The organism is Pseudoalteromonas spongiae UST010723-006, assembly GCF_000238255.3.
Taxonomy (GTDB): Bacteria; Pseudomonadota; Gammaproteobacteria; order Enterobacterales; family Alteromonadaceae; genus Pseudoalteromonas; species Pseudoalteromonas spongiae.
On the sequence record NZ_CP011039.1, the window covers coordinates 2137088 to 2161870 of the forward strand.

The following is a 24783-nucleotide window of genomic DNA, read 5'->3' on the forward strand; positions in this document are numbered from 1 at the left end:
TTGGCCCCTTCTTATTATTGCTTTTCGCGGTATTGCTTAACTGCCGCGGCAATCGCAGCTACGTGGCTTGTTGGTACTTGATTCCCAGATAATTTAACTGGGTTTGGCGTTACCTCAGGCGTTTGAAAATTCGCAAGTACTTTAGACATTGCTTTGATGGTAAAGATCAGTATCGTCAAAAAGACAAATACCACCACCATACCTGTTAACATTAAAATAGCCGCCTCTAACAGCAATCCTGATACGTCCATTCCCCACCTCAATCAAGAATTTTTAGTTAAATATTTTTAATAACTATTCAAAATTGGTAATCAATATTGATCACTTAAACCTAGTTGTCAATTGGTAAAACCAATTCACAACACTATACATTATTAAACACTCCATTAACAATAGGCTAAAAAGATGACAAACATGAGCTTATTTCATGACTTATTTTGCCCCATGATTAGTCATGCTTAACTAGCTAGGCAATAAAAATTAAACACCTAGCGTTATAATCAAATCAATCTATTCGGAATGAGTTATTCTAGAAATAACACATGAAATTGGTAAGACCAATTTTTATGTTCTAACTTATACTATTCGATAAGAATGGTTATTCAAATTCAAAGTACACTTTACGTTAACGTAAAGTAACAATGAAAAGCGTTTGAAAATAGGCAATTTAGCCAGATACGTTTGTGGCTGAACTGAGATTTGAGATTTGAGATTTGAGAAAGAGAATAACTAAATTTCACATATCGGCAACTGCTCCAGATTGATAATTGTTTCCTAAAGCAAATGGTCGACGCGGGACTTATTTAACTAAAAGAGTGAACCTCCGACCGCCTGGTTCGTAGCATGGTATTCTATCCAGCTGAGCCTAACTAAGCCGTCGAAGTATGTATTTGCGTTTAAATAGGACTCTGATGTTTTGCGTCTAGCAAATTTTAGGCACAAAAAAACCGACTCTCGTCGGTTGATGTCACTTCAGAAGAAGTGGCGGACGCGGGAGGATTCGAACCTCCGACCGCCTGGTTCGTAGCCAGGTACTCTATCCAGCTGAGCTACGCGTCCGCAGTATGCTTAATTTTTACATCTCACTCTGATGTTTGTTTCTATTAAATCATAGAGACAAAAAAACCGACGTTTGTCGGTTGATGTCACCTCAAAAGAAGTGGCGGACGCGGGAGGATTCGAACCTCCGACCGCCTGGTTCGTAGCCAGGTACTCTATCCAGCTGAGCTACGCGTCCGCAATATTTCTAATTTTACATCTTAGCCGATGACTATTTATTTAACCACTTTAGTAAAGTGGCGGACGCGGGAGGATTCGAACCTCCGACCGCCTGGTTCGTAGCCAGGTACTCTATCCAGCTGAGCTACGCGTCCGTGATATTTCTAACTTTACATCTTAGCCGATGACTATTTATTTAACCACTTTAGTAAAGTGGCGGACGCGGGAGGATTCGAACCTCCGACCGCCTGGTTCGTAGCCAGGTACTCTATCCAGCTGAGCTACGCGTCCTAAATTTTTAGTTTTTACATCTTACTCTGATGTACACGAACTTTGTTCGTAGCCAACTTAACTTAGATAAACTATCCAATTGTTCTACGAGCTCGTACAAGACATGGCGGAGAAGGAGGGATTCGAACCCTCGATAGGGCTACAAACCCTATACTCCCTTAGCAGGGGAGCGCCTTCGGCCACTCGGCCACCTCTCCGTCTTGTGGGTGCGTATATTAAAGCCTATTGAAAATAAGTCAAACAATTTTAGTCATATTTTTTCTGTTCGTTCACAGAATATGCAGTTTGCTTATTTTTGTAGCTAAGGCGGCTATAATATACAAGTTTTTGTATTAAGTAGCAGCCGAAACTGCTACTTAAATTTGCCTATTTTACACTTTCAATCCAGCTATCTAGTTTAGCTTCCAAAATCGGCATTGGCAGTGCACCATCGATTAGAATTTGTGTATGGAACGCTTTAATATCAAATTTATCACCAAGCGCTGCTTTTGCTTTTTCACGAAGCTCGCGGATTTTAAATTCACCCAACTTATATGATAGCGCTTGACCAGGCCAACCGATATAACGCTCAACTTCTGAAATAATGTCACTTTCAGCCATAGATGAATTTGCTTTCATGTATTCAATACCCTGCTCACGAGTCCAACCTTTGGCATGGAAACCGGTATCTAATACCAGACGCATCGCACGTAATTGCTCATCAACTAAACGTCCGTACCACATGTAGGGGTCAGTAAATAAGCCTAGCTCTTTACCTAAGCTTTCTGCGTACAGTGCCCAGCCTTCAGCAAACACGGTGTAGCCACCAAATTTTCTAAAGCGTGGTAAACCTTCCACTTCTTGTTGTAGTGCAATTTGGAAATGGTGGCCAGGCGCTGCCTCGTGAATAGAGAGCGTTTCAAGTAAAAACTTAGGCTGCGCTTTTAGGTTATGTGTATTGATGTAAAACACACCCGGTCTTGAGCCATCTGGTGCTGGGGCTTGGTAAGAAGCACCCGCAGCAGACGCCGCTCTAAATGCTTCTACTGGTTTAACTACGTAATCTGCCTTAGGCGCGATATCGAAGAGTTTTGGCAACTGAGCATCAATCTTAACTTTTACATCTTCATACGCTTTTACAAGGTCTTCAGGCTTATCATAGTAGAATTCATCGCTATCACGTAAATGAACAAAAAATGCGGCTAAATCACCTTCAAAGCCAACGGCTTCTTTTACGCCTTTCATTTCATTTAAAATGCGCTCTACTTCACTCAAACCTATTTCGTGAATTTCGTCGGCATTTAAATCAAGCGTGGTGTGTTGCTTAATTAAGAACTCGTACCAAGCTTTACCATTTGGTAAATTTGCATAGCCTACTTTCTCGTTTGCAGCTGGAATGTATTCTTGCTCTAAGAATTTAGCCATTTTTGCGTATGCTGGCACCAGCGTGTTCAGAATAAGCGCTTGATAGTCTTCTTCGATTTGCGCTTTATCTTTTGCAGAAATACTGTCTGGCATTTCAGCCACAGGCATCCAAAAAACACTTTGCGTATGATCCGTTACAACGTGCGCTTGGAATTGTGGTAGTAGTTTTTTGGCTAGTACTTGCGGCAAAGTCACATTTTGCTTCATACCTTCGCGCATATTTGCTTCAACACTTTCAAGCCAAGTTACAAAACCATTTGCACGGCCAATAAAATCGTCAAACTGGGCTTTAGTAGAAAACGGTTGCGCACTTTTGCCCGAGCCAAGGCTTGCAAAGGTATTATGCTGACCCGCCATTTGATCAATGGGAATTAAGTAACTAGGAAATTGCTCCGCTTCATGTGATAGTGCTAAGTCACGCTCGAAAATTTGATAACTTAGTAGGTCTTGCCCTGTTAGTTTTGATGCGTCAATTTCAGCAAGTTTAGCTTGATACTTTTTAGTAAATGCAGTGGCTTTTGCTCTATTCTCTTCATTAATTGCCGGGCTCCACTGATTATTGTACTGAGACTCACCGACATAAGTACCTGATACAGGTGAAAATGCTAACGCTTCATCAAAGTAAGTTTCTACCAGTTGATTTAGTTTTTGATTTTCTGAGACTTGAGCTGATTGCTCTGCTGCCGCTTGTTCGGCTGATGTTTTTTGTGTAGTTGTTTGCGTATCCATACAGCCTGTTAGTGCAAGGCCTACAGCAAACGCGAGAGAAGTTTGTTTGATCATAGCGTTCTGTCTGATTGTTAAAATTGTATACATCATATCAGCCCACAAGGCTCTGACAATACAATAAAAACAAAAAAAGCCAGCATAAAATGCTGGCTCTTAAAATTCTGCTTTAAACTATTCGTTGCCTGGTTCAGCACCTGCTTTCTCAGCTTGAATACGCATATAAATTTCTTCACGATGTACTGAAACATCTTTTGGTGCATTAACACCGATACGTACTTGATTTCCTTTTACGCCAAGTACAGTAACTGTAACTTCATCCCCAATCATTAGGGTTTCACCTACGCGACGAGTCAAAATTAGCATTCTTTGCTCCTAAATATCCAAAGTTTAAAGATTCCGTATCAATTCCATTTTACATGAATATTATTCAAAAAGTTAGAAACTTTTACTGGTCTAAAGAAAAAGCACTATGTAAAGCTCTAACTCCCAATTCTAGGTACTTCTCATCTACTAAAACTGAGACTTTTATCTCTGACGTTGAAATAAGTTGAACGTTAATATTTTCATTCGCTAATGCGCGAAATAGCCTTCCTGCTACCCCAGCATTAGATTTCATTCCTATGCCAACTATAGAAATCTTAGCAACAGTTTCATTAACTGTAACTGAATCCGCATTAAGAGTTGTAAGATTTTGTTTAATTAACTTTTCTGCCAACTGCGAATCGACTGCATGTACAGTTAAAGCATAGCCGACTTTATCGCCTGTGCAGGAAAAATTACTGATCATGTCAATTTCTATATTATTATCAGAGAATACTTCTAATAATTCAGCGAGTTGTTCAGGCGTATTATCCAAATTATGCACTTTAATTAGTACTTCATCTTTACTAAACGCGATGCCTGAAACTACTTTAGAATTCATAGGGTTTTCCTCATAACTAATCAGTGTTCCGTGATCCGGCTCAAATGTTGAAAGCACACGTAAAGGTAGGTTATGCCTACCAGCAGCTTCCACTGAACGAATTTGCAGTACTTTTGCACCTAAGCTAGCAAGCTCCAGCATTTCTTCGAAGGTAACATAATCCATTCGTTTTGCTTTTGGCTCAACTCGTGGGTCGGTTGTATAAACACCATTTACATCAGTATAAATTTGGCATTCATCCGCGTTAATTGCTGCTGCTACTTCTACCGCTGTTGTATCTGTGCCTCCGCGGCCAAGCGTGGTGATATTTCCTTCAATGTCACGCCCTTGAAATCCCGCAAGGATCACAATGCGACCTTGCTCAAGCTCTTGATTCAAACGCTTTGGCGGGATCATCTGAATACGCGCTTTACCAAATAGATTATCCGTCATAATACCTGCTTGATCAGCAAGTAAGCTAATCGCAGAATGACCACGTTTGATAATCGCCATGGCAAGAAGCGCCACTGAAACTTGTTCACCAGTAGTTAGCAGTACATCGAGTTCGCGAGAACTTGGACTGGAGTCAATTTGATTTGCGAGGTTAATTAAGCGGTTGGTTTCGCCGGACATTGCCGACACAACTACGACAATTTGATGCCCTTGCTGTTTAGAACGTACAACAAGGTCAGCGACAGCTTCAATACGCTCTATAGAACCAACTGAAGTGCCGCCAAATTTTTTAACTAATAACGCCAAGTTTAAGCGCGCTCACTCACCCAAGCGTTTACACTTTCAAGTGCCGAGCTTAAGTTTTCAGGTTGTGAACCGCCTGCTTGTGCCATATCTGGACGACCGCCACCTTTACCGCCAACTTGCGATGCCATGTGGTTTACAAGCTCACCCGCTTTGAACTGGCCCGTTAAGTCTTTTGTTACACCCGCAATTAGGCTTACTTTGTCGCCATTTGCAACACCTAACGCGATAATGCCAGAACCGAGTTTGTTCTTAAGATCATCAACCATGCCACGTAGCGCTTTAGACTCAGTGCCCTCAACGTTAGCAACGAGTAACTTAACACCATTAACGTCTACAACCGCATCAAGTAATGACGCGCCCGCAGCACTTGCAAGCTTATCGTTAAGCTGTGCAATTTCTTTTTCAAGGCCTTTCGCACGCTCAACTAGCGCAGACACTTTGTCTAGCACATTGTTGCCATCGCCTTTCACTAACGCAGCGATTGCAGACAGGGTTTCTGCTTGTTTGTTAATATATGCAACGGCACCTTCACCCGTAACGGCTTCAATACGACGAACACCAGCTGCAATACCACCTTCCGACACAATCTTGAATAAACCGATGTCGCCGGTGCGCTTAACGTGCGTACCACCACATAGCTCAATTGAGAAATCACCAATGCTCACTACGCGTACTTCATCGTCGTATTTTTCACCGAATAATGCCATTGCGCCTTTTTCTTTCGCAGCGTCAATTGCCATTAATTCGGTATTTAGATCGATGTTTTTACGGATCTCCAGGTTCACCATATCTTCAATGCGTTGTAACTCTTCTTTTGTTACTGCTTCAAAGTGTGAAAAGTCAAAACGTAAACGCTCAGGGTCATTTAATGAACCTTTTTGTGTAACATGGTCACCAAGTACAACACGAAGCGCTTCGTGTAATAAGTGCGTTGCTGTGTGGTTTTTCTTGGTGTTATCACGACGCGATGCATCAACTTGCGCATCTACGCGGTCATTGATACCAATGCGGCCAACTACTTTACCCTTGTGCGCAAATGCATTACCAAGCTTAGTCGTGTCTTCAACAATAAATTCGCCATTAGCAACTTTTAAAATACCTGTGTCGCCAACTTGACCACCACTTTCAGCATAGAAAGGTGTGCGGTCAAGTACAACAATACCTTGTTGACCATCTTCTAATACAGATACGGCATCCGCATCGCTAAATAGCTCAACCACAGTACCTGTATACTGCTCGCTATCGTAGCCTTTAAATTCAGTGGTTTTCTCTGACTTTAATTGGTCGTTGTAATCAGCGCCAAATTTACCCGCTTGTTGCGCTTGTTTACGTTGCACTTCCATTGCTTCTTGGAAGCCACGCTCATCAATTGTCATAAAGCGTTCACGCGCAACGTCAGCGGTTAAATCAGCTGGGAAACCATAAGTATCGTAAAGCTTAAATACAAGATCACCTGGGATCACGTCGCCTTTAAGATCTTTTAAGCTTTCTTCTAGAATTGCTAGACCACGGTCAAGGGTTTTACCGAATTGCTCTTCTTCAATACGCAGTACTTTTTCGATAATCGCTTGTTGCTTGATTAGCTCTGGGTACGCTTCACCCATTTCAGTTGCAAGTGCCGCAACTAACTTATGGAAGAAGGTTTCAGTTGCACCTAATTTATTACCGTGACGCACTGCACGACGAACAATACGACGTAATACATAACCACGACCTTCGTTTGACGGCATCACACCATCGGCAATTAAAAACGCACACGAACGAATATGGTCTGCAATAACGCGTAATGATTTATCTTCTAAATCTTGCGCATTAGTAACCGCAGCCGCAGCTTTAATTAAATTTTGGAAAATATCGATTTCGTAGTTTGAGTGAACGCCCTGCATAATCGCAGAGATACGCTCAAGGCCCATACCTGTATCAACAGATTGGCTCGGTAAAGGTTCCATTGTACCGTCAGCATGACGGTTGTATTGCATAAATACTAGGTTCCAGATTTCGATAAAACGGTCACCGTCTTCTTCTGGACTGCCCGGAGGACCACCCCAAATTTCTTCACCGTGATCGTAGAAAATTTCAGAACATGGACCACACGGGCCTGTATCACCCATCGACCAGAAGTTATCAGCCGTATCGATGCGAATAATCTTGTCTTCAGCAAGTCCCATCTCTTTGTGCCAGATATCAAACGCTTCATCATCAGTGTGATAAACCGTTACTAACAGCTTGTCTTTTGGTAACTTGATTACATCCGTTAAGAACTGCCATGCAAACTTAATTGCATCTTGCTTAAAGTAGTTACCAAAGCTGAAGTTACCCAGCATTTCAAAGAAGGTGTGGTGACGTGCAGTATAACCTACGTTCTCTAAATCATTGTGCTTACCACCGGCACGTACACAGCGCTGTGAACTCGTTGCACGGTTGTATGGACGGCGCTCACCGCCTAGAAATACATCTTTAAACTGCACCATACCGGCATTGGTAAATAGTAAAGTAGGATCGTTACCTGGTACCAATGAACTTGATGGCACCACTTGGTGTTGTTCTGATGCGAAATAATTTAGAAACGCGTTGCGGATTTCCGCGGTCGTCATATGCTGCATGCTACCTCTCATTCGTTTGACGGACTTGTTTGCATTGCAAATTCAATTTGTTCATGATTAAAACCTCGATAACTCATATAGCGAATGCGCTTCGCTTTTTCTTTAAAATCGAGGGAACTACTTGTATAAGCGAATTTCTTATTATATGCGGATTGGGCCTGCAGATACCAGTCTATTTCTAATTCTTCGACAATAGTTTGTACTAGGCCTGCATTAACCCCTTTTTGATACGCTTCATTTTTAATACGCATCAATCCTAAACCTTTATTTATCTGGCGTCGTACAAAGCTTTCAGCGTAACGTACGTCATCAATAAAGCCATACTCTTCACACCATGCAATTAGCTCTTCAATAAACCCCGTATCTTCACAACGGCTAGTTAATTTTTTGGCGATTTGTGCTTTGGAATACTCTTGTCGAGACAATAACCAAAGCACATAATTTTTTAATTTTGCTTGTTCTTTTTCGGTCATTAAGCATCAAATCTATCGTGATTATCGCTCGGCGTGTCATCACTGTTTTGCGGTGTTGTTTGCTCAACCATGGCTGACATAAACATCGCTTGAAAAGACACAAAAAATCCAGCGTAAAGAATAGGTAAAATGAATAACAGTGGAATAAACGACAGAAACGCTGCAAACAAGATAAGCCCTGTTGAAATTGCACCAAATACACCCAGTGCTGCCATATTGTGCCAAAACACTAATAGACTGGCTTTAATACACTCTAAAATGCTATTGTTTTTAGAAAAGTAAACCAAAGGTATAGTGAAAGCAAAACACATGGTATAGAGCGAATAAGCCGCAACTAAAACAATAATATTAGATATTTGAATGCTATCAATCACCTGCTGTGCGTGCAGTTGCACTAAATCAACATTCTGTGATTCTACTGCCTGCAAATATGCGTTAATTGGTTCACTCAGGCCTTGGAATAAGGTAGTAGTTAAAAGGGCTAATATAAAGCCACCAAACAGATGATATAAACCTAAGCGAAATAGCATTAAACGGCGCCCTGCTTCGCTAAATACATCAAACAGATCGGTAAACGCAATTTGCTTACCTTGCTGACGATTGAGCATGGCACGATAAAAGCCTGCAGTAAAAAATGGCATTGCAAGCGCGGCTGGCAATTGAAAAATAGGCGCCACCAAAGCAATTAACGACAATACACCAATAAACAAGTGCATTAAAATAAAGGTGCCCGGCTGAGCTTTGAATAGCTCCCACCCTGCCTTAAACCAATTTAGGCCTGCTTTCGCCTTAAAAATACGTATTTCTACTGCCATTTTATTTTCTTATAAATGAAAACGCTCCATAAAATGGAGCGTTAATAAATCAACACGATATGCCTATGCTACTTTTTTACTTGCGTTAAATCCAGCATATGTGAACCACGTGAAACTTTTGCAGCCAAATAGGCTTCGTTTCCATCTTTTACGTGCGCAGAAGTGCCTACTTGCTCTGCAACTTCAATACCCGCTTCTGTCAATTCTTTGATCTTGCGTGGATTGTTCGTCATCAATTTTACTTTATCTACACCCAATGCAGTGAGCATTAAGGCCGCATCTCTAAATTCACGTAAATCGTCGGCAAACCCTAAGTGATTATTCGCTTCATAGGTGTTCATACCTTGCGACTGTAGCACGTATGCATCAATTTTATTGTATAAACCAATACCACGACCTTCTTGGCGAAGGTATAAAATAATTCCGCCTTGCTGGTGCATAGTATGAATGCACTCTTCAAGTTGTTCGCCACAATCACAACGTGATGAATGAAACACATCACCGGTTAAACACTCTGAGTGCATACGCACTAACGGGTTGTGTTCTTTATCCGCATTGTTAAAAATTAAAGCAACATGCTCTTCACCATCTAGCAAACCATGAAATGAGACGATTTCTGCAGGGATGTTACTTTCTTTGCCAACTTTGAGCTGGACTCTTGCTCTTACTTCAGCCACGACATTTCCAACGAATAGTTTGTAATATTGTAACACTAGGCATTTAGCCGCACTAGCGTGTACGTTTATATTTGTGCATTTTTCACATTTTCAACTGTGGAAGTTCAAACACAAAAAGGCCTTTACTTATTTTAGCAAAGACCGAAACAGCCCCTAATATAAGTAATAGACCGTCAGTTGGTTCACTTTCTTGTAAGAAAAACATAAATAGGTAGGCAGATAACATAAAACGCATTGCTCTTTACACTATTTATAAAGAGCAACACGCTAGATTTTACAAAGGCTTAAGTTTGAAACTTAATGCGTTAGAATGGTAAGAAATTAAACGAATAATTAAGTTTAGTTTCAGACACCAACTCAGAGCCAAAATTGATCATACGAATACGATTTACCAGTTTTCGTTCTAGTTCCGCATCGTTCAAGTCACTAGATAAGATTTGGCAATCCTTAACTTGGCCATTTCCAGCAACCACAATCTCAACCGTTACCTTACCCTGTAAACTTGGGTTTTTACGTAAAGCACGGCGATAAAGGGTGTAAAAGGCCCCTTGGTTTTTATCAAGTACTGCACGAATGGCTTCGACTTTACGCTGCTCTAACGCTTCTTCACTAATGCTTTCACTGGCGGTTACATCACTTTGATAACCCCCTGTTTCAGCCACAACTTCATCTCCTAACGCCACCAGCGATTTGTCGGCGAGCGCTTGCACATTCGCTTTTGCTTGCTGTTCATCGGCAATATTAAGTGGTTGTGTGGCATTCGCTTTTACGCTTACGTCTTCACTTTTAACCGTTTTACGCTTTGCTTGAGCGTTAGTCACAGGTTGCGTTGATGGCGTCAATTTAAAATCATCACGTAGCGCGGCTAAATCATCCGCTAATGCAACAAGCCCTGCACGGCTGGCTTCTTCCTTCGCTTTTTCAAGCGCCCGTTTGGTCGGCGTTTTAGGTTTAACCTCAGCCTTTACCTCTGGCTTTACTTCTTTCACCGGCTCGGGCTTTTGCTCGATGGGCTTAATTTCAGGCTTTGGTTTTTCAGGCTTAGGCTCAACTTTAACGCGCTCAATCACCCGAGTTAAACTAGGCGGTATTTTGGCTTTCTGTGCTTTAGTTAACTCAGGTAGTTCGGTAATTTTAACAATCACCGCAAACACTAATGTGCAAACCAAAAAGCCGTACGTTAAGCGGGTAAATAAGCGATTGTCTGAGTTGTTATAAAGCTCAAAATGGGTATTCACTGTGGCGCTTGTCATAATTGTTCACCACCGCCTTTTTCTGCGACTTGCTCTACTGCCAAAGATAAATCACCAAACCCTGCTTGCTGGCAGGTTTGCATAATCTTCTTTAAACGGTGATAGGCAATTTTGCCATCAGCCATAATGGTTAGCGGGCGCATATTATCAACCGCTTCGATTGATTCTGCATGTACTTTAAGCGCATTTTCAAGTGGCGAAAATACTTCTTCGCTGGCGTTATCTAAATCATTTAAGTCAGCAATCAATTGCCCTTGCAAGATAAGCGCTTTGTTACTCACCATCAGTACCAAAGTTTCTTGTGCGAGCGCTTGTTTTGACGCTTTAGGTAAATCAATATTTTTATTTGCATCAAGCACTTGTACCGTCGATGAATTAACGATTAAGAAAAATACTAAAATCGTAAAAATATCCATCAGAGAGACTAGGCTCAACTTAGCTTGCTGATTTGCTCTGCGATGATGGCGCTCCATACGAAGTGCTCTTACTGATTTTTTCATAACGCCTCCACCAACGCATCACCTAAGGCGATATCTGGAAACAACTCAGCATCAACCACCGACGCCACAACAACGGCTTGATAACTACGAACCGTTTCCATCGTTGTAATCAAGGTTTGGTAATCAACGTCTTCGGCAATTAACAAAGTGATGTCTTTTTTATCCACCCCTTTTTCAAGCAATAGATTTTTTACGTCTTTAAGCGCGAGCTGAACTTGATCAAATGGATACGTTTCATCTTGCTTGGCAAACTGTTTAAGCGGTGCACCTGCTGGGTAGTAAATTGTGATAGCATCATTAGTTACTTCAAGTTGCAGTTCTTTTTCTTTGAGCTGCTCAGCACTTTGATTTGCTAATAATGGTGGCAATTTTAACTGCATCACGGTGATGTGCGAAAACACCATCATCATCAGCAACACAGGCACAAGCACAATCATCAAACTCATAAATGACGTAATATCCAGCTCAGCATCTTGCCTATTTGGCAACTTGCGGCGAAACATAGTCGTCCCCTTAATCTGTTTGACGTGTTTTTTGCGAAACGAGATTGTGCTTGGTTAATAAATTAAGACACTTTACGCCCGCCATTTCCAAGCCATCAATAATTTCGGTTGTTTTTGTTTGTAATACTGAGTGACAAAGTAGCAGCGGAATTGCAGCAATTAGACCAAACGCTGTAGTGTTCATTGCAACCGAGATACTTGCCGAAAGCAATGACGCCTTTTCTGCAGGGTCAGCATCAGCAACCGCCGAAAAGGCCGCAATCAAGCCGATAATCGTGCCTAATAAACCTAGCAAGGTAGCAATATTGGCAAGCGTAGCTAAATAAGCCGTGCGCTTTTCAAGGCGCGGCATTAATTCAAGTACTTGCTCTTCCATCGCATATTCAATTTCTTCACGGCGCTGCGTATGTTCAATACGCTCAAGGCCTGAACTTATAATTTTTGCCACGCCTGCATTACTCTTTTGATTAAGCACTTGCTTATAATCGCCTTTCGCTAACTGAGGCATAAGCTGCTTAAAGGCTTTTTGATTGGCTAACTTAGCACCCGTCAGCACAAAAAAGCGCTCTAGGGCAATCGCCAGTCCAATCGCTAACACGATTGCAATCGGTAACATAAAGCTACCACCATCTTGAAAAAATCTGACAACAGTATCGAAACTTTCCATTTTAAACTCCAAATGTAACCGTTAATTATTGGTTATTGTTTTTATTTTGCGATGTATGAAACGCAATCTGACGCTGTAACTTTGCTGGGTCGATTGCGGTAATTTTATGACGCGGCCTAATCGTTAATTTTGGCTTGGGTAGTGTCACTCGTGACAAGTCTTGCCACGGCAAAATTGACATAAACTTCGGCTCTTCTTGTGAGCCCGATATAGTTGTTTGTAATTCAATTTTTTTGCTTTGAGTGGATTGCTCTTTTGGTGTTTCTTTTGCCACCGAATGCACAGTAAAGAAGAGCAATAAAACACTTAAGTATCTAGCCATTTTCGTTTGCTCCGCGTTGTTTAAGTTGGTGCTCTAAATCCACAAGCCATGTCGCAACTTGGCGATAGCTTTGAGACTCCTCAGGAACAAGCATTAAGTAAGTGTTATACACCGCTACTGCTTGCTCCTTTTGATCTAAGTAAAGGTCTAGCAAAATGCCTTTATTGATATAACTTGCTGCAAATCCCGGCCAACTTGCGATTGCCGAATCATAAAGCGCAAGCGCCTCGCTAAATTCGCCCTTTTCGCGCTTCAATAACGCCAGTTCATTTGCCGCGTAGTAGTTGTATTTGTTAGCGTTTACCGCCGCCTCTAAATATTCTAAATACAAGGTGCTTTGCTCTGCTTGTTTTGCCAAGTACGCTAATTGCAAATACGCGCCAGACAGATTTGGGTATTGCAAGGTAAGGTTCGTGAAATGCTGCTTCGCTAGCGCTAATTTACCCTCTTTTTTGTAGGTAAGCGCTTTTTCGAACGCGGCTTTTGCATCATCCGATGCGCTTGTTTGCAGGTAATAGTTAGGCGCTTGCAGTAACTTTTCTTTCTCGCTTAAGGGTACCTGCACTTCGTTTGTTTCGGCAGTTTGTTCTGCTTGTTTGATAGTTTCAGGGGCTGTTTGACACGCTGCTAACGAAAACAGCAAGACCAACAAGCCACAGCGCTTAGTAGAACAAAGCTTAATAAATTGCATGATTTTCTCCGGGCTCAACTTCCTTTTTAGCAAAGCGCGCGGGCATTAGCTTTGCTAACGCGGTGAGCGTTTTTTTGATCCATTCGTCATAAAGACCTGAATGCAGTAATTGATTATTGCGTGCGTACAGTTCTATTGCCTGATCTTCAAAGGGTATCGCTTGCTCTTCAAGTAACAACTCGTACTGTTCTAACGCAAGATCTTTAAGCTGCTTTGGCCTTTCTGACGACATAATATCTTGCGCCATCAGGTGGTAGATTTGTGCAATCTTAAAATTCGCCTGCGTGGAGTACTGGCCAAGTGCGTAATCTGCCAACTGTTGATAACGCTCAAGCGCCACAGTCATATGTTTACGCTTGCGCGCTAAACTTGTTTTTAGCGGTACGGTTAATTTACTTTTTTGGTAAACATAAAACGCATCGTTAGCAAAGACCTCGGTTGCTTTAGCGGCCTCGGTTTTAGCCCAAGTGAGTTCACTCTCGGGGGCAACTTTATAAGCGGCGATAATTTTGTTTAACCAAAAGCGACGTTCACTGGCTTTATTTTGTTTTTGATAAATATTTGCCAGTTCCACTTTTGCCTGCAGGTTTTGTGCGAATGGTGTTGGGTAACTGTGAGCGTATGTACGAAACTGCAGACGCGCATTTTCAATATCGCCCATATTGCGATAATGCTCAGCACTTTGATAGAGCGAAATACGACGCGTATTTTCATCACTGTGGCTAGTTGCAAGATAAGCGTACTGCGCAGCCAGCTTATCGCCTTGTTGTGTATTTTTATAAATCGCTATTTTTTGCGTTTGCAGCGACTCAATATTTTTTGACGTTGGATAACGTATAATAAAATCGTCGACCCACTTGCTCGCTTGGCTAAATAACTGCAACGATATGAGGTATTGCGTTAAATTGTATTGTACTTGCTCACGGTACAATGTGGATGGCAACAAGGTTAACAGCGCAATGTATTTATCTGCTGCGAGCTGCACATTGGTCGCCGCCACAGCTTCAGCCTGCTTAATCATACTTTGCGCTAGATTTTCGCGCACTAAAGATGCTTGCTCTGATGACTTTGCTAACAACTGCTTGTAAGCACTCTCGGCGCTTGCATAATCTTGTAAATTGTAATGGCTGTGTGCCGCTAGCAGCTGCGCTTGATACATTTCAGAATCAGATAAACTAAACTGTTCAACGTGCGCAAACTTTGTTAGCAAAACATCATACATTTGACGTTCAAATAATAAATTAAACGCTTGTAATACAACAGTACTTGCCGATTTGTGCGTGCTGAACAAAGTTGCAAACTTAAGCCAGTTATCAACGACTTCAACTACAAATTCGTGTTGTCTTGCGTCACCGCGTTGTGATCTTTGTTTATTAGCAAGCTGTGTTTTGTAAATTGATACAACTGCAAACCCTGCATCACTTTGGTATTTGTTCGGCTCGGCTGAATAGGCAATTGTTTGGTACTCAGATAACGCTTTTTGCCATTGCTGACTTTGATACAAACTCTCAGCTAACAAGTAATGGCTGTCGATATCGCCTTGTTGCTTTAGTTGTAAGGTGTCGAGATAACGCTGATAACCTATAGCGGCTGCGCTAAACGCAGTAATCGCGTTTTCATTTTGCTTAGCAAGTTGTTGCCCTTGATAATAACTGCGATCTGCGTATTTCTTTTCAAGAGTCTTTAAGGCAAGATAATGTGCATCTGTTGGTTCCGTCGCTAAGTAGGTGCTGCCAACACCAAATTCGCGAATAAATTGCTGCTCATAATCCGTTAGTAATAATTTAAAGTTCGCTTTTTTAAACACCGACATTTGCGCCAAGGCAAAATCTACTTTGTGGTTTGGCTCTGGCGATGTGGTAATAAAGCTCTGATAGGTTTTGGCCGCATCAAGATAGCGTTTTTGCTCGATATAGTAATTTGCCAGCGAGTCAAAATTCATAAAGCTAAACGCTTGCCAACCATACTGCTGATAATGAGAAACCGGATCTTGTTCAAAATCACTATATGAGAAAATCACACTCATAATACGCAATGTATCCGCTACTAAATAACGGTCGCTATTATTAAGCTGTTCGATATTTATTACCGTCTTACCATCTTGCTCAAGGGCAAGACTAAGTACTTGCGTAAAGCTATTAAGCGATGCTTGATAGTTAAACAATTTAAAATCTGACCATGCCAGCATATAGCGCGATGTACTGACAAGTGGCGAGTCGGGATAACTTTCAACCAGCGTTAGATAACGATTTTTCGCTTGCTCATACTGCTTTTGGTTAAACATGTATTCGCCTTGGCGGAAAATCAGCTCTTCATTATGGGCAAAGTCAGGATAGTCGCGAATTAGTTCGCTCGTCACATCAAATGCCGCTTGCTGATCCCCTTTTAAGAAATACGCTTTGGCTAATTGATAAAGTACCTCATCTCGCCCATCTAGTGCTTCAGAGTTTGCCAACAACGCCAAATACTGATTAACCGTATTATCAAAGTAACCAGAATCTTGTGTTACACCTTGTTCTTGCGCGAGTTGCTGTTGTTCTAAGCTTAACTGGGCTAAGCGACTATTCGCTTGTTGTCGTGCACTTGCTTTAGGTGCAAGCGCGACAATTTCTTGATATGCAGCAGCAAGTTGCTCAGGTGTAGGTGCAGCTTCTGTAACCGTGGTTTGTGGTAACTCTGTCGCTAAGTCGAGTTCTCCCAAAGTGTTACGTTTAGCCGGTTCTGGCTGCGTTAAAAAGCACGCAGTCAAACTCAATGACAATACACTCACAGTTAAGCGCTTCATAATGCGTCACCTTTGCTACTATCTACCTGCATTGCCAGTGCTTCAAGCGCGATACTACGCATCACTTTTAACTTAAATTGGTCATCGGCTAAAAACTGTGATGATGCCTTTAAGTCGTCCAACAGTAGCTGTTGAATTTCAGCGACTTGCTTATTAATCAGGGTATTTACACTTTGTTGGTTTAATGCCAATTGTTGCTGCGTTTTTGCCAACCGTTCATTAAGGGCATTAAAATCCCGTTGCGATTCAATTAACGCTTGGCTGTTATTATATTGCGACTGTGCTTTATCTAGCATAAGTTGCGCTTGTGCAAGTTGCTGCTTATGCGCTTGGTAGCGCTCGTCAAATTGATAATCTTGCTGCCATACTAAAATACCTTTTAAGCGTTCTAAACGCGCTTGTTGCGATGCGATATTGCGAGACGATTTGAGTGAGTCAATTTTATGTTGGGCTGATAAAATACGCTTTTGCGCTTGCAGTTCTGTTTTATTTAATAAGCCACTGCGAGTATTTTTAGCCTTATTTAATGATGCTTGTAACACTTGCAACTGCTGCTGTTGCTGGCGCAAATCAGATAAGTAGTTTGGTAAATTAGTAGCTTGGATAATGCGATTTTGACGGGCTGCCTTTTCTTGCAATAACGCAGCATAATTAGTGAGCTGACGCTGTTGCACATTAAATTGCGAAGCTAATTCTGTTAACTCAAAAAGTGCATGGCGTTTTGCATCAAAATCATCGCTTAACAATCCAACATGAAGTATATCCATGTAACCTTTAAGCGCAGTGTCATTTTGTAATGTATCACGCAGCCATGCCGTATTATTGACCTGTTTATTCACCGCATCTAAGCGCGTATTAAAGGCGACAAATTGCTGCTCTGCGGCATCTATTGCATCAACAGCGAGTGCAAAACGTTCAGTACTAACAAACACATGTGCTTTAGCGGTTAATGCCTGGTGCTTCGCAAACACATCTCCGCTTGTTGATTCAATAATAACATTCAGAGCCGCCAAGGCTTTGGCGTATTGCTGCTGCATTAATAAGCTCGCAGCTAATCCGTATAACGCTTCGTTAAACCAAAGCGACTGCTGTGATACTTGCGAAAATGCCTGTTCGGCATGCGTTGCTTGGTCATTTTCTAAAGCGGCATAACCTAAAGCGAGAAAGCTTCTATCAAGTAATGCATGCTGTTCTTGGTCTAATTCTGGCAATGTTAATAATGCCAGCGCCGCATCTTGATTGCTTGGTGAACCAACTAGTATGTTATGGGCAAGGTAGTGATGTGATTGCCTTCCAACGGGCAGCTGCGATAACGCAGTATTTGCCTGTGCAGGATTACTAAGAGCTAAGCCAAGTCGCCCTTGTAAATAGTAAAAGGTGTTATGCCACGCTATGTCTTTTGTCGGAGGCGTAATTTCTGATAGCGTTTGCTGTGCAAGCTTCGCGTCGTTATTTGCAAAATAAACCCGCGCTAATTGCAATTTAGCGTAATTCAATAAGTCTTGGTCTTGCTCACTCAGTAATGCGTTAAAGTCACGTGCTGCCGTCATATGCAAACCATATGAAAATGCAGCGCCGGCTTTTACAACTTGAGCATCAACACCTGGGTGGTCAATGCCTCCTTTCGCATCTGCAATAGCAAATTCGGTGAGTGCTTGCTGGTAGTTTTGCTGGTAAAGCTGATACAAAGCAACACCATACTTCTCGTCACTTACAGCTGCTTGTTGCGTGGAGTTGGGTTCAGCATTCGCTTTGACCGCTAGCGCGAGCAATGTGGTAACAACCAAGGTTCTCATGACTTACTCAATTTCTCGAATAGTGAAATCTGCTTGTTCTTTCGCGCTGTTTGCGCTGATCACCAGCTCAATTGCTTTTGCCTCATCATCTTTATTAAAGGTTAATGTAGCTGCACGTTTAATATCACGACCTTGCGGCCCTTTACCAATAACATAAGCAGTAAGTTGGTGCTCACCTTGTTTTACATTACCTTGGTACAAACGATGTACCCCACCTTTAGCAAGCGCGTTAACTTGCTTTTCGGTATATAGATAATGAGTCGCTAGCTCGTCATCAACCATGAGTTTAATTGAGTCAATGGTGAACAGTTCACTAGCATCCATCGCGACATAGAATGCAATTTGCGTCGCCGGTGGATAAAGTAAATCTTCTTCTAAAATAAATAGGTCTCGATTGAGCGCAATTGCTTGCTGTTTTAAGTTTTCAATTTGCTCGCTAAGTGGCTTATTATCAACGCTGTACACATTAAGGCTAAGCACAGTACACAACATAATTAAGGTGTTTTTTAGCATGGTTTTCATTGTTACTTTTCCCTAGTACCAAAGCGACACATAAGCTCTTAGCACATTTGCTGAGAAACTATAAAAATCTTCTTGCCCCGGATTATCCGTTTGTAGCACGTTTCTAAAATCGTCATAGTCAAAACGAATATGATCCCACGCAAAGTTTACGCTGGCACTTTTTATCAAGCTGGAACGATCAAAAGTATGTAAATAACGTGCTTTGAGCCCAATGGTTAAATCATTAAAAGAACTCATTTCTTTATCACGTGCCATAAAATTAAACTGATCTTTTCTATCAAACATATCTCGATAAAAGTCGGCTTTGCTTTGCGTGTAATGGCGCACATGAAAATCAATTAACCAATTATCATATAACGCCTGACTGTAACCGAGCTTATAGTTACTGGCAGCTATGCCCCAAGTATCACTAAAATAACGAACTTCACCGTATAGTGCGGCGTTGATTGGCAAAAAATAGCGGGTTCTGAGCGCTGCAGCATTGCTGGTGCGCGTTTCAGGGTAAATCTCGGTAGCGTAGCTGTAGCCAAGTGCAGCGGTGTCATCACGATAGCGGTAAGAGCGGTACGGGTTATTTAAATAGCCCTGTTCGGTAATCGCCTCAATATTGAAATCAAAGGTCCAGTTTTTGCTCGCCACTTGCGACCAAGACAATGCATAGTTGGCGCGCTTCACTTCTTCACTAAAAAGCGCATTGCCGTTTTGCATCACAATATCGTCGCCTTGGGCATAGCTCAAACTAAGCACCGATAAATCACCAAAAAAGCTCTGACTAACAGCCAGTTTGTAGCTTTTTGCGTCGTAATCATTTTCTTGCGATTGGCTGTAACCAAGTGAGAACAACGTTTTTTCATTTAGAAAATCGACGCCTACAGACTGCTCGTCACGTTCTTCTTTATAAGGGCTGGCCGTTGCCAATACGTCAATTGATGCCGAACTTACCGAGTCCACATAATAATTAGCCGAAACCGATACCGCTTTGGAAACTTTTTTACGAATTAAAATCGACGGACCGTCAATGCTCATGCCGCCACCATCATAACTGTGGTACATCGCATCAACACGATCTTCCGGTAATACCGCCGCGCAAATACTTAAACTCACGAACATAAAGCTCGCAACAAGGTATTTAAATAGATTAGTTACAGCCACAGCCACCACCTGATGTGCCTTCTGCACCCTTTGCGCCTTCCCGTGCTTGATAAACATGGTGAATGTAACCCGATTCAACTGCATCAAGCTGCCACTGCATAACAGGTTGTGCAAGGTTTTCACGCTCATACGGTTTTACCCACGGCTCAAAGCCATCTGTTGCAGCACAGCCGGTTAGCAATAAAGTAAAACAAATCGCAATTAATTTATTCACGGATCAATGCCTTAACCATTTTCTTATAGAGTTTTTCATCGCCAGCCTGATAGCCATAATGGACATAGCGTAAGTTGCTATTGCGGTCAATCACAACCGTTGTTGGCATGGCTTCTACATCGTAAAGCTTACTAACGGTATTTTGCTCATCAAGCAAAATTGGAAAAGACACGTTAAGCTCATTAATAAACTCTTTTGCCTTTTGGTTTTGCTGTTCCACATTAACGCCAAGCACGGTAAAGCCTAAATCGCTGTATTTAGCGTGTAACTCGTCAAGTAATGGCATTTCTTTACGGCACGGTCCGCACCAGCTCGCCCAAAAGTTAATCAGTACAACCTGACCACTTAGCTCTTTTAAGCGCACGTTATCACCGCTTAACGCCTTTAATGTAAAGTCGGGCGCACTTTTATTGAGCTCTGCCGATGTTGCATTGCCCACAAACATGCTGGTTAGAAATAATGTGATGATGATTATTATTTTTTTCATTAAACAAATACCTTAGAAATAAACGCTTAAGCCAAGCGTAAATGCGAGGTTATGCACAGTTTCAGGATCACCTAAAATGTCACTTTCAAATACGTAGTCGGTCATATCGATTTGCACCGTGACAAAATCGTTCAGCAACATGCGGTAACCCGCACCAACAGATACCGTAAAACGGTCGTCACCACCAAATTCGGTGGTGCCTGCGCCTAACGTAAAATAGTAAGCACTATTAAGCGTGAGGTTCTGTGACACAAAGGTTTCGCCCTTAAGGTTATAACCGATACCTAAATCCAGTAACTGATAATCGCGCTCTTCATCTGTCAATAATTTTGCGCCACCGCTAAGCTTTTCGTAGCTTGTTTCTCCGGCGGTTGCTGTGCCGTATTTAAAATAGCTAAAAAAGTCTTCATTGATGTGATACGCCAACTTTGCACCCGCCAGCGAAGTCGATGAAAAGTCAGCAATTGAGATAACGCCACCATAAACACCAAATTCAAAATCATCGCTATCTATCTGCGCTTCTTCTATATCGGTACGTGCTATTTGCGGGTCAACAACTGGGCTTACTTGTTGCTCATTATTTGCGTTACTTGGCGCTGAAAAAGTCAATGCTAAGGTTGCTAACGCAGTTAGAAAAATACCGTGATACCTAATTTCCACAACTCTAAATCCTCTGTAACATCACGCTCGGTAAGTGCGCTAAAACGTTTGTATTCTGCTTTAAAGACAAAACGACTGGTAATATATGTGTTTAAGCCCACAGTGGCGCTTAATAAGTCTGACTGTCTGGTTTCATCGCCACCACCAATAATCGGTGTTTTTGGCGTTGTCCAAACCTGACCTGCACCGATACCTAAATAAGGTGAAAAGCGCCAATGGGGAAATGGGTGATGGAAAACCGATAAATCAACTAGCTGATTTTTTGCCACTGAACCAAGTGCATAGCTGTACTCTAATTGACTCGATAAATGACGCGTAAAACGCCAACTCGCATTAACTGACTGGCTATTTACACCTTCCAACTGGCCAAGACCAATACCAAAGCTAAATGTCTGGTTTTCAAATGCATCAAGCGTTGCGTCTGTCACTAAAAAAGGTTTACCGTCTAATGTTAAGGTTTCAACCAATTCTTGTTGTTTTGCCCAGCCTTGTTGCCCATTTTCTAGGGAAATTAAATACCAAGATGTATGGCGCTTAATAACCGTAATGGTTTCGTTTTTTTCTGCGACATAAATAATCGGGTAACCGCGCCCTGCGCCGCTGTGAATATTTAAAAACGGTTCTTTTACTGCTAGTTTTAGTGATTGCGCAGCCGTTTCAAAACTAAACAGTAATGCCAATAGTAAGAGCCACTTCGTCATTACTCTTCCTCACTGTAAAATGGGCTGTTGGCGTATTGCGCACCGATATCGAGCCACTGCCAAAGCAGCGACTTTTCCGCCTCTGATAAATAGTTTGCATGGCTGCCTGCTGTGGCGAACAACGTATTAAAGCGCGTATTTGCAGCGGCGCCAGCCACACTCAATGCAGGGCGAATAGTGACTGTAACCTGCTCAATAATCGGGTTACCGTCTTCATCTAAAATTAAATTACCGTCTTCATCGACTAAATAAACTGGATTACCATTTTCATCGAGCCTGTCGACTAATTTATCAATCAAAATACCGTCAACCAATTCTTGTTCGTTGTCGTTAAAAAACAGTTCACGGTAGGCTATCGCGTGCTGGTTATTCTCATTTGAAGGCGACAAGCTTAAATCTAACTGTGCTGCAGGGATTTGCGCATCGCCATTTTCATCGCTTGTAATATGGCAATTTAAACAGCGGAAATTTGCCACTTCATCGCCATTTGCATCGAGTTGAGGTCGTGATAATGCAAATAGTGGCGCAATATGCTCGGGAAAATGAATCGATAAGCGGCATAGATTTGTCCAATTTTGTGCACACGCATCAGTAAGTGGTGATGCCGTTTCAAGGCTTACCAAGCTACCTGTTAAATCAGCCTCTGCGGCAATACCTTCACGCCAAACATCTGGGAAAATTGGCTCGGGGCTCAGCGTAGGTAAGCCAACAACACGGGCAAAACTTTGCGCCATAGTTTCACCAATTTGTGCGTTAATATCACCAAAACTCCCAACCCAGCTGGTAGAAGCTGCGCCTAAATTAACACTGTTTTGCTGTGCAACCTTACCATGTGGCAATTCATTGGTACTTTGGTGGCACCCATTACAAGTGCGCGTTTCGCCGGCTTTAAGTTGCAGCCAACTCTCGTGACGACCACTAATACGCTGCCCATCACGATTTAATAATTCAAGGGAAAACGGCACATCGGCTGGCACTTTGACATGCACTGAGCCATCAGGAGCAACTGGCGCGTAACCCAAAATATCACGCATTGATTGACCACTACTTCGACCAAACAGCGCGGTAGAAAAGTTATATTCATTTCTATCTGGAATAGACACTGGCTTTATTACACGTACCGCATAAACGCGTTCAGCATTGACGCTTGGATCTGAAATGGTTGTAATATTTGGGTTTGCAGTATCTTCGCCGGAAAAATCGTACACACTGCGAATATGAATACTGCCCATTTGTTCGTTTTGCAAACTTAAATCCGACGAGTATTCAGTCTCAAGTGGGGCGTTTTTCGATTCAAGTACCACTACCTCCTCGATTAATTTATTTTGTTCAGCTAACACTACGGGTTTTTGTGTTTTAGTGGTTTCATCGTAAATCCACAAGCCAAATAAATCAGGGGCGGCTTGCGTGTTTTCATCATTTAACAGAGCCTCAGTGCAGGGAATTACATTATCGGTATTATTTGGGTCGATAACCTGACACTGACTCCACACCACAAGGCTGCGTTGGGATTCATCAAAAATAGGGGTAAACCAGTGATACTTTCCGGTAAGTGCCAGTTCACCTTCTGGCGGACTTAATGCGAATAATGACGAGCTAAATGCGGACTGCTGAGTTTCATTACCATCATGAAAACGTCCATTATCCATAAATTGTTCGCTATCGAGATAGTAGAAATCTGTGCTTGGTAATTCACTGTCACCATCTCGCAAACCAATCACCAGTTTGCCATTAGGTGCTTGCTGTAGACTTGCTATTGCCAAGTCATTTGGGTAATCAGAATGGGCGCCAAATACCAGCTCCAACTGCTTACCATCTGAGTCTATTTGATAAATATGTAAGCCACGATTGCGGCCTCGATGTTCGTACCTTACAAACGCAATTTTACCATTTTGTAATACCTGAGGATAAAGGTCGTGACCTTGGCTATACGATATTTGTTTAATATCACTACCATCTTGCTCCATGACATGCAGTGTAAGTGCTTTTTCACGAAAGTTGTCGCTTAGTGCCTGATATTGCGGTTTGCCTTCATCAAGCAGGCGGGCTTTGTTGCCTTGCTGTCGGTTAGAGCTAAATAAAATACGACCATCTGGCAGGAAAACGGGGAATAAGTCATCGCCTTCTTCTGCAATCAATTCATCGCTAATTAGTTTTGTCGCCTTGTCGCTTACTACGTCATAAAGCCAAATATTCCACTTCGGCTGCATATCATCAGAGGCATCTTCAAGCTCTGGCGCACGTAAACTAAACACTAATTTATTGCCATCTGCTGATGCCGACACGTGCTTAATATCAATAGGCTGTTCGAACAATGTGCTAGAAATATTTACTAACGGCGCATCAACACCCGCAAGTTTTTTAAAATAAAGCGCAGCTCCGGGGTTAAAAAGTGTTGGATCAGCTAACGAAAAACTAACAGCTTCACTGCTATCACGAATAACAAATGCAAGGGGAACTTCTTCGGCGATTGGATCTTGTACTTGTGGTTGCTGCTCAACAACGTCACTGCCGCATCCTGTTAGCAATAACAGTACAAATAATTTTAGCAGCTTACTCACTTCCCAATCCCTATAAAAACAAAACCCTAAAGCGCCACTAAACAAACCATTATTTAGTATTATTTTAGAATGAAAATTTAGCAATATAATATTATTGCA

The 24783-nt window shown here is 42.0% G+C and carries 23 protein-coding genes and 5 tRNA genes; all 28 read right to left on the bottom strand.

Annotated features, from left to right (window positions below; genetic code table 11):
- Positions 1 to 14: 14 nt before the first annotated feature.
- Complete coding sequence (locus PSPO_RS09930) at positions 15 to 251, bottom strand: OadG family protein (protein ID WP_010559602.1); 237 nt, start codon at positions 249 to 251, stop codon at positions 15 to 17.
- A 731-nt stretch (positions 252 to 982) separates the two neighbouring features.
- Positions 983 to 1059, bottom strand: a tRNA-Arg gene (locus tag PSPO_RS09935).
- Between the two features lie 101 nt (positions 1060 to 1160).
- A tRNA-Arg gene (locus tag PSPO_RS09940) sits at positions 1161 to 1237 on the bottom strand.
- Between the two features lie 59 nt (positions 1238 to 1296).
- Positions 1297 to 1373 (bottom strand) — tRNA-Arg (locus PSPO_RS09945).
- A 59-nt stretch (positions 1374 to 1432) separates the two neighbouring features.
- Positions 1433 to 1509, bottom strand: a tRNA-Arg gene (locus PSPO_RS09950).
- A 104-nt stretch (positions 1510 to 1613) separates the two neighbouring features.
- Positions 1614 to 1706 (bottom strand) — tRNA-Ser (locus PSPO_RS09955).
- 169 nt (positions 1707 to 1875) lie between these two features.
- Positions 1876 to 3696, bottom strand: a complete 1821-nt coding sequence (locus PSPO_RS09960) for a DUF885 domain-containing protein (RefSeq protein ID WP_021032970.1) — start codon at positions 3694 to 3696, stop codon at positions 1876 to 1878.
- Between the two features lie 117 nt (positions 3697 to 3813).
- Complete coding sequence (gene csrA / locus PSPO_RS09965) at positions 3814 to 4005, bottom strand: carbon storage regulator CsrA (RefSeq protein WP_010559600.1); 192 nt, start codon at positions 4003 to 4005, stop codon at positions 3814 to 3816.
- An 82-nt stretch (positions 4006 to 4087) separates the two neighbouring features.
- On the bottom strand, positions 4088 to 5302 hold the full coding sequence (locus PSPO_RS09970) for an aspartate kinase (protein WP_010559599.1): 1215 nt from the start codon (positions 5300 to 5302) through the stop codon (positions 4088 to 4090).
- A 2-nt stretch (positions 5303 to 5304) separates the two neighbouring features.
- Positions 5305 to 7905 carry an alanine--tRNA ligase gene (alaS, locus tag PSPO_RS09975; protein WP_040641274.1) on the bottom strand — a complete coding sequence of 867 codons (2601 nt, stop codon included), beginning with the start codon at positions 7903 to 7905 and terminating at the stop codon, positions 5305 to 5307.
- Positions 7906 to 7913: 8 nt separating this feature from the next.
- Entirely contained in the window at positions 7914 to 8378 is a 465-nt protein-coding gene (locus PSPO_RS09980; RefSeq protein WP_010559597.1) for a regulatory protein RecX, read from the bottom strand.
- Positions 8378 to 9193 carry a BPSS1780 family membrane protein gene (locus PSPO_RS09985; RefSeq protein ID WP_010559596.1) on the bottom strand — a complete coding sequence of 272 codons (816 nt, stop codon included), beginning with the start codon at positions 9191 to 9193 and terminating at the stop codon, positions 8378 to 8380. Before PSPO_RS09985 ends, PSPO_RS09980 begins: the two co-directional genes overlap by 1 nt.
- A 68-nt stretch (positions 9194 to 9261) precedes the next feature.
- Complete coding sequence (locus PSPO_RS09990) at positions 9262 to 9870, bottom strand: GTP cyclohydrolase II (protein WP_010559595.1); 609 nt, start codon at positions 9868 to 9870, stop codon at positions 9262 to 9264.
- A gap of 305 nt (positions 9871 to 10175) precedes the next feature.
- Positions 10176 to 11123: an AgmX/PglI C-terminal domain-containing protein gene (locus PSPO_RS09995; protein ID WP_010559594.1), complete on the bottom strand. Its 948-nt coding sequence runs from the start codon at positions 11121 to 11123 to the stop codon at positions 10176 to 10178.
- A complete protein-coding gene (locus tag PSPO_RS10000; protein WP_010559593.1) occupies positions 11120 to 11623 on the bottom strand; it encodes an ExbD/TolR family protein in 504 nt (167 codons plus the stop codon). The genes PSPO_RS09995 and PSPO_RS10000 overlap by 4 nt, the downstream gene beginning before the upstream one ends.
- On the bottom strand, positions 11620 to 12126 hold the full coding sequence (locus tag PSPO_RS10005) for an ExbD/TolR family protein (RefSeq protein WP_010559592.1): 507 nt from the start codon (positions 12124 to 12126) through the stop codon (positions 11620 to 11622). Before PSPO_RS10005 ends, PSPO_RS10000 begins: the two co-directional genes overlap by 4 nt.
- A 10-nt stretch (positions 12127 to 12136) precedes the next feature.
- Positions 12137 to 12793, bottom strand: a complete 657-nt coding sequence (locus PSPO_RS10010; RefSeq protein ID WP_010559591.1) for a MotA/TolQ/ExbB proton channel family protein — start codon at positions 12791 to 12793, stop codon at positions 12137 to 12139.
- Positions 12794 to 12818: 25 nt separating this feature from the next.
- Positions 12819 to 13115 carry a hypothetical protein gene (locus PSPO_RS10015; protein WP_010559590.1) on the bottom strand — a complete coding sequence of 99 codons (297 nt, stop codon included), beginning with the start codon at positions 13113 to 13115 and terminating at the stop codon, positions 12819 to 12821.
- Complete coding sequence (locus PSPO_RS10020; protein WP_010559589.1) at positions 13108 to 13806, bottom strand: tetratricopeptide repeat protein; 699 nt, start codon at positions 13804 to 13806, stop codon at positions 13108 to 13110. Before PSPO_RS10020 ends, PSPO_RS10015 begins: the two co-directional genes overlap by 8 nt.
- Positions 13793 to 16591: a tetratricopeptide repeat protein gene (locus PSPO_RS10025; RefSeq protein WP_010559588.1), complete on the bottom strand. Its 2799-nt coding sequence runs from the start codon at positions 16589 to 16591 to the stop codon at positions 13793 to 13795. Before PSPO_RS10025 ends, PSPO_RS10020 begins: the two co-directional genes overlap by 14 nt.
- Positions 16588 to 18387 (bottom strand): tetratricopeptide repeat protein, encoded by a 1800-nt coding sequence (locus PSPO_RS10030; protein WP_010559587.1) that lies wholly within the window; start codon positions 18385 to 18387, stop codon positions 16588 to 16590. The genes PSPO_RS10025 and PSPO_RS10030 overlap by 4 nt, the downstream gene beginning before the upstream one ends.
- 3 nt (positions 18388 to 18390) lie before the next feature.
- Entirely contained in the window at positions 18391 to 18909 is a 519-nt protein-coding gene (locus PSPO_RS10035; RefSeq protein ID WP_010559586.1) for a hypothetical protein, read from the bottom strand.
- A 12-nt stretch (positions 18910 to 18921) separates the two neighbouring features.
- The gene (locus PSPO_RS10040; RefSeq protein WP_010559585.1) at positions 18922 to 20061 is read right to left on the bottom strand and encodes a DUF3570 domain-containing protein; all 1140 of its coding nucleotides are present in this window, start codon (positions 20059 to 20061) and stop codon (positions 18922 to 18924) included.
- The gene (locus PSPO_RS10045) at positions 20048 to 20275 is read right to left on the bottom strand and encodes a DUF4266 domain-containing protein (RefSeq protein ID WP_010559584.1); all 228 of its coding nucleotides are present in this window, start codon (positions 20273 to 20275) and stop codon (positions 20048 to 20050) included. The genes PSPO_RS10040 and PSPO_RS10045 overlap by 14 nt, the downstream gene beginning before the upstream one ends.
- Positions 20268 to 20762, bottom strand: a complete 495-nt coding sequence (locus tag PSPO_RS10050; RefSeq protein ID WP_010559583.1) for a TlpA family protein disulfide reductase — start codon at positions 20760 to 20762, stop codon at positions 20268 to 20270. The genes PSPO_RS10045 and PSPO_RS10050 overlap by 8 nt, the downstream gene beginning before the upstream one ends.
- Before the next feature lie 12 nt (positions 20763 to 20774).
- A complete protein-coding gene (locus tag PSPO_RS10055) occupies positions 20775 to 21422 on the bottom strand; it encodes an outer membrane beta-barrel domain-containing protein (RefSeq protein ID WP_010559582.1) in 648 nt (215 codons plus the stop codon).
- Positions 21392 to 22123, bottom strand: a complete 732-nt coding sequence (locus PSPO_RS10060) for an SH3 domain-containing protein (protein ID WP_010559581.1) — start codon at positions 22121 to 22123, stop codon at positions 21392 to 21394. Before PSPO_RS10060 ends, PSPO_RS10055 begins: the two co-directional genes overlap by 31 nt.
- Entirely contained in the window at positions 22123 to 24684 is a 2562-nt protein-coding gene (locus PSPO_RS10065; RefSeq protein ID WP_010559580.1) for an HzsA-related protein, read from the bottom strand. Before PSPO_RS10065 ends, PSPO_RS10060 begins: the two co-directional genes overlap by 1 nt.
- Between the last annotated feature and the right edge of the window lie 99 nt (positions 24685 to 24783).

Bases quoted from the DNA above. Each gene is read 5' to 3' on its own strand.
- PSPO_RS10050 (WP_010559583.1), bottom strand. From the start codon at position 20,762: ATGAAAAAAATAATAATCATCATCACATTATTTCTAACCAGCATGTTT.
- PSPO_RS10025 (WP_010559588.1), bottom strand. From the start codon at position 16,591: ATGAAGCGCTTAACTGTGAGTGTATTGTCATTGAGTTTGACTGCGTGC.
- PSPO_RS09980 (WP_010559597.1), bottom strand. From the start codon at position 8,378: ATGACCGAAAAAGAACAAGCAAAATTAAAAAATTATGTGCTTTGGTTA.
- PSPO_RS10035 (WP_010559586.1), bottom strand. From the start codon at position 18,909: ATGAAAACCATGCTAAAAAACACCTTAATTATGTTGTGTACTGTGCTT.
- alaS (WP_040641274.1), bottom strand. From the start codon at position 7,905: ATGCAGCATATGACGACCGCGGAAATCCGCAACGCGTTTCTAAATTAT.
- PSPO_RS10020 (WP_010559589.1), bottom strand. From the start codon at position 13,806: ATGCAATTTATTAAGCTTTGTTCTACTAAGCGCTGTGGCTTGTTGGTC.
- PSPO_RS09995 (WP_010559594.1), bottom strand. From the start codon at position 11,123: ATGACAAGCGCCACAGTGAATACCCATTTTGAGCTTTATAACAACTCA.
- PSPO_RS10010 (WP_010559591.1), bottom strand. From the start codon at position 12,793: ATGGAAAGTTTCGATACTGTTGTCAGATTTTTTCAAGATGGTGGTAGC.
- PSPO_RS10005 (WP_010559592.1), bottom strand. From the start codon at position 12,126: ATGTTTCGCCGCAAGTTGCCAAATAGGCAAGATGCTGAGCTGGATATT.
- PSPO_RS09960 (WP_021032970.1), bottom strand. From the start codon at position 3,696: ATGATCAAACAAACTTCTCTCGCGTTTGCTGTAGGCCTTGCACTAACA.
- PSPO_RS10015 (WP_010559590.1), bottom strand. From the start codon at position 13,115: ATGGCTAGATACTTAAGTGTTTTATTGCTCTTCTTTACTGTGCATTCG.
- PSPO_RS09930 (WP_010559602.1), bottom strand. From the start codon at position 251: ATGGACGTATCAGGATTGCTGTTAGAGGCGGCTATTTTAATGTTAACA.
- csrA (WP_010559600.1), bottom strand. From the start codon at position 4,005: ATGCTAATTTTGACTCGTCGCGTAGGTGAAACCCTAATGATTGGGGAT.
- PSPO_RS10060 (WP_010559581.1), bottom strand. From the start codon at position 22,123: ATGACGAAGTGGCTCTTACTATTGGCATTACTGTTTAGTTTTGAAACG.
- PSPO_RS10030 (WP_010559587.1), bottom strand. From the start codon at position 18,387: ATGAGAACCTTGGTTGTTACCACATTGCTCGCGCTAGCGGTCAAAGCG.
- PSPO_RS10000 (WP_010559593.1), bottom strand. From the start codon at position 11,623: ATGAAAAAATCAGTAAGAGCACTTCGTATGGAGCGCCATCATCGCAGA.
- PSPO_RS09985 (WP_010559596.1), bottom strand. From the start codon at position 9,193: ATGGCAGTAGAAATACGTATTTTTAAGGCGAAAGCAGGCCTAAATTGG.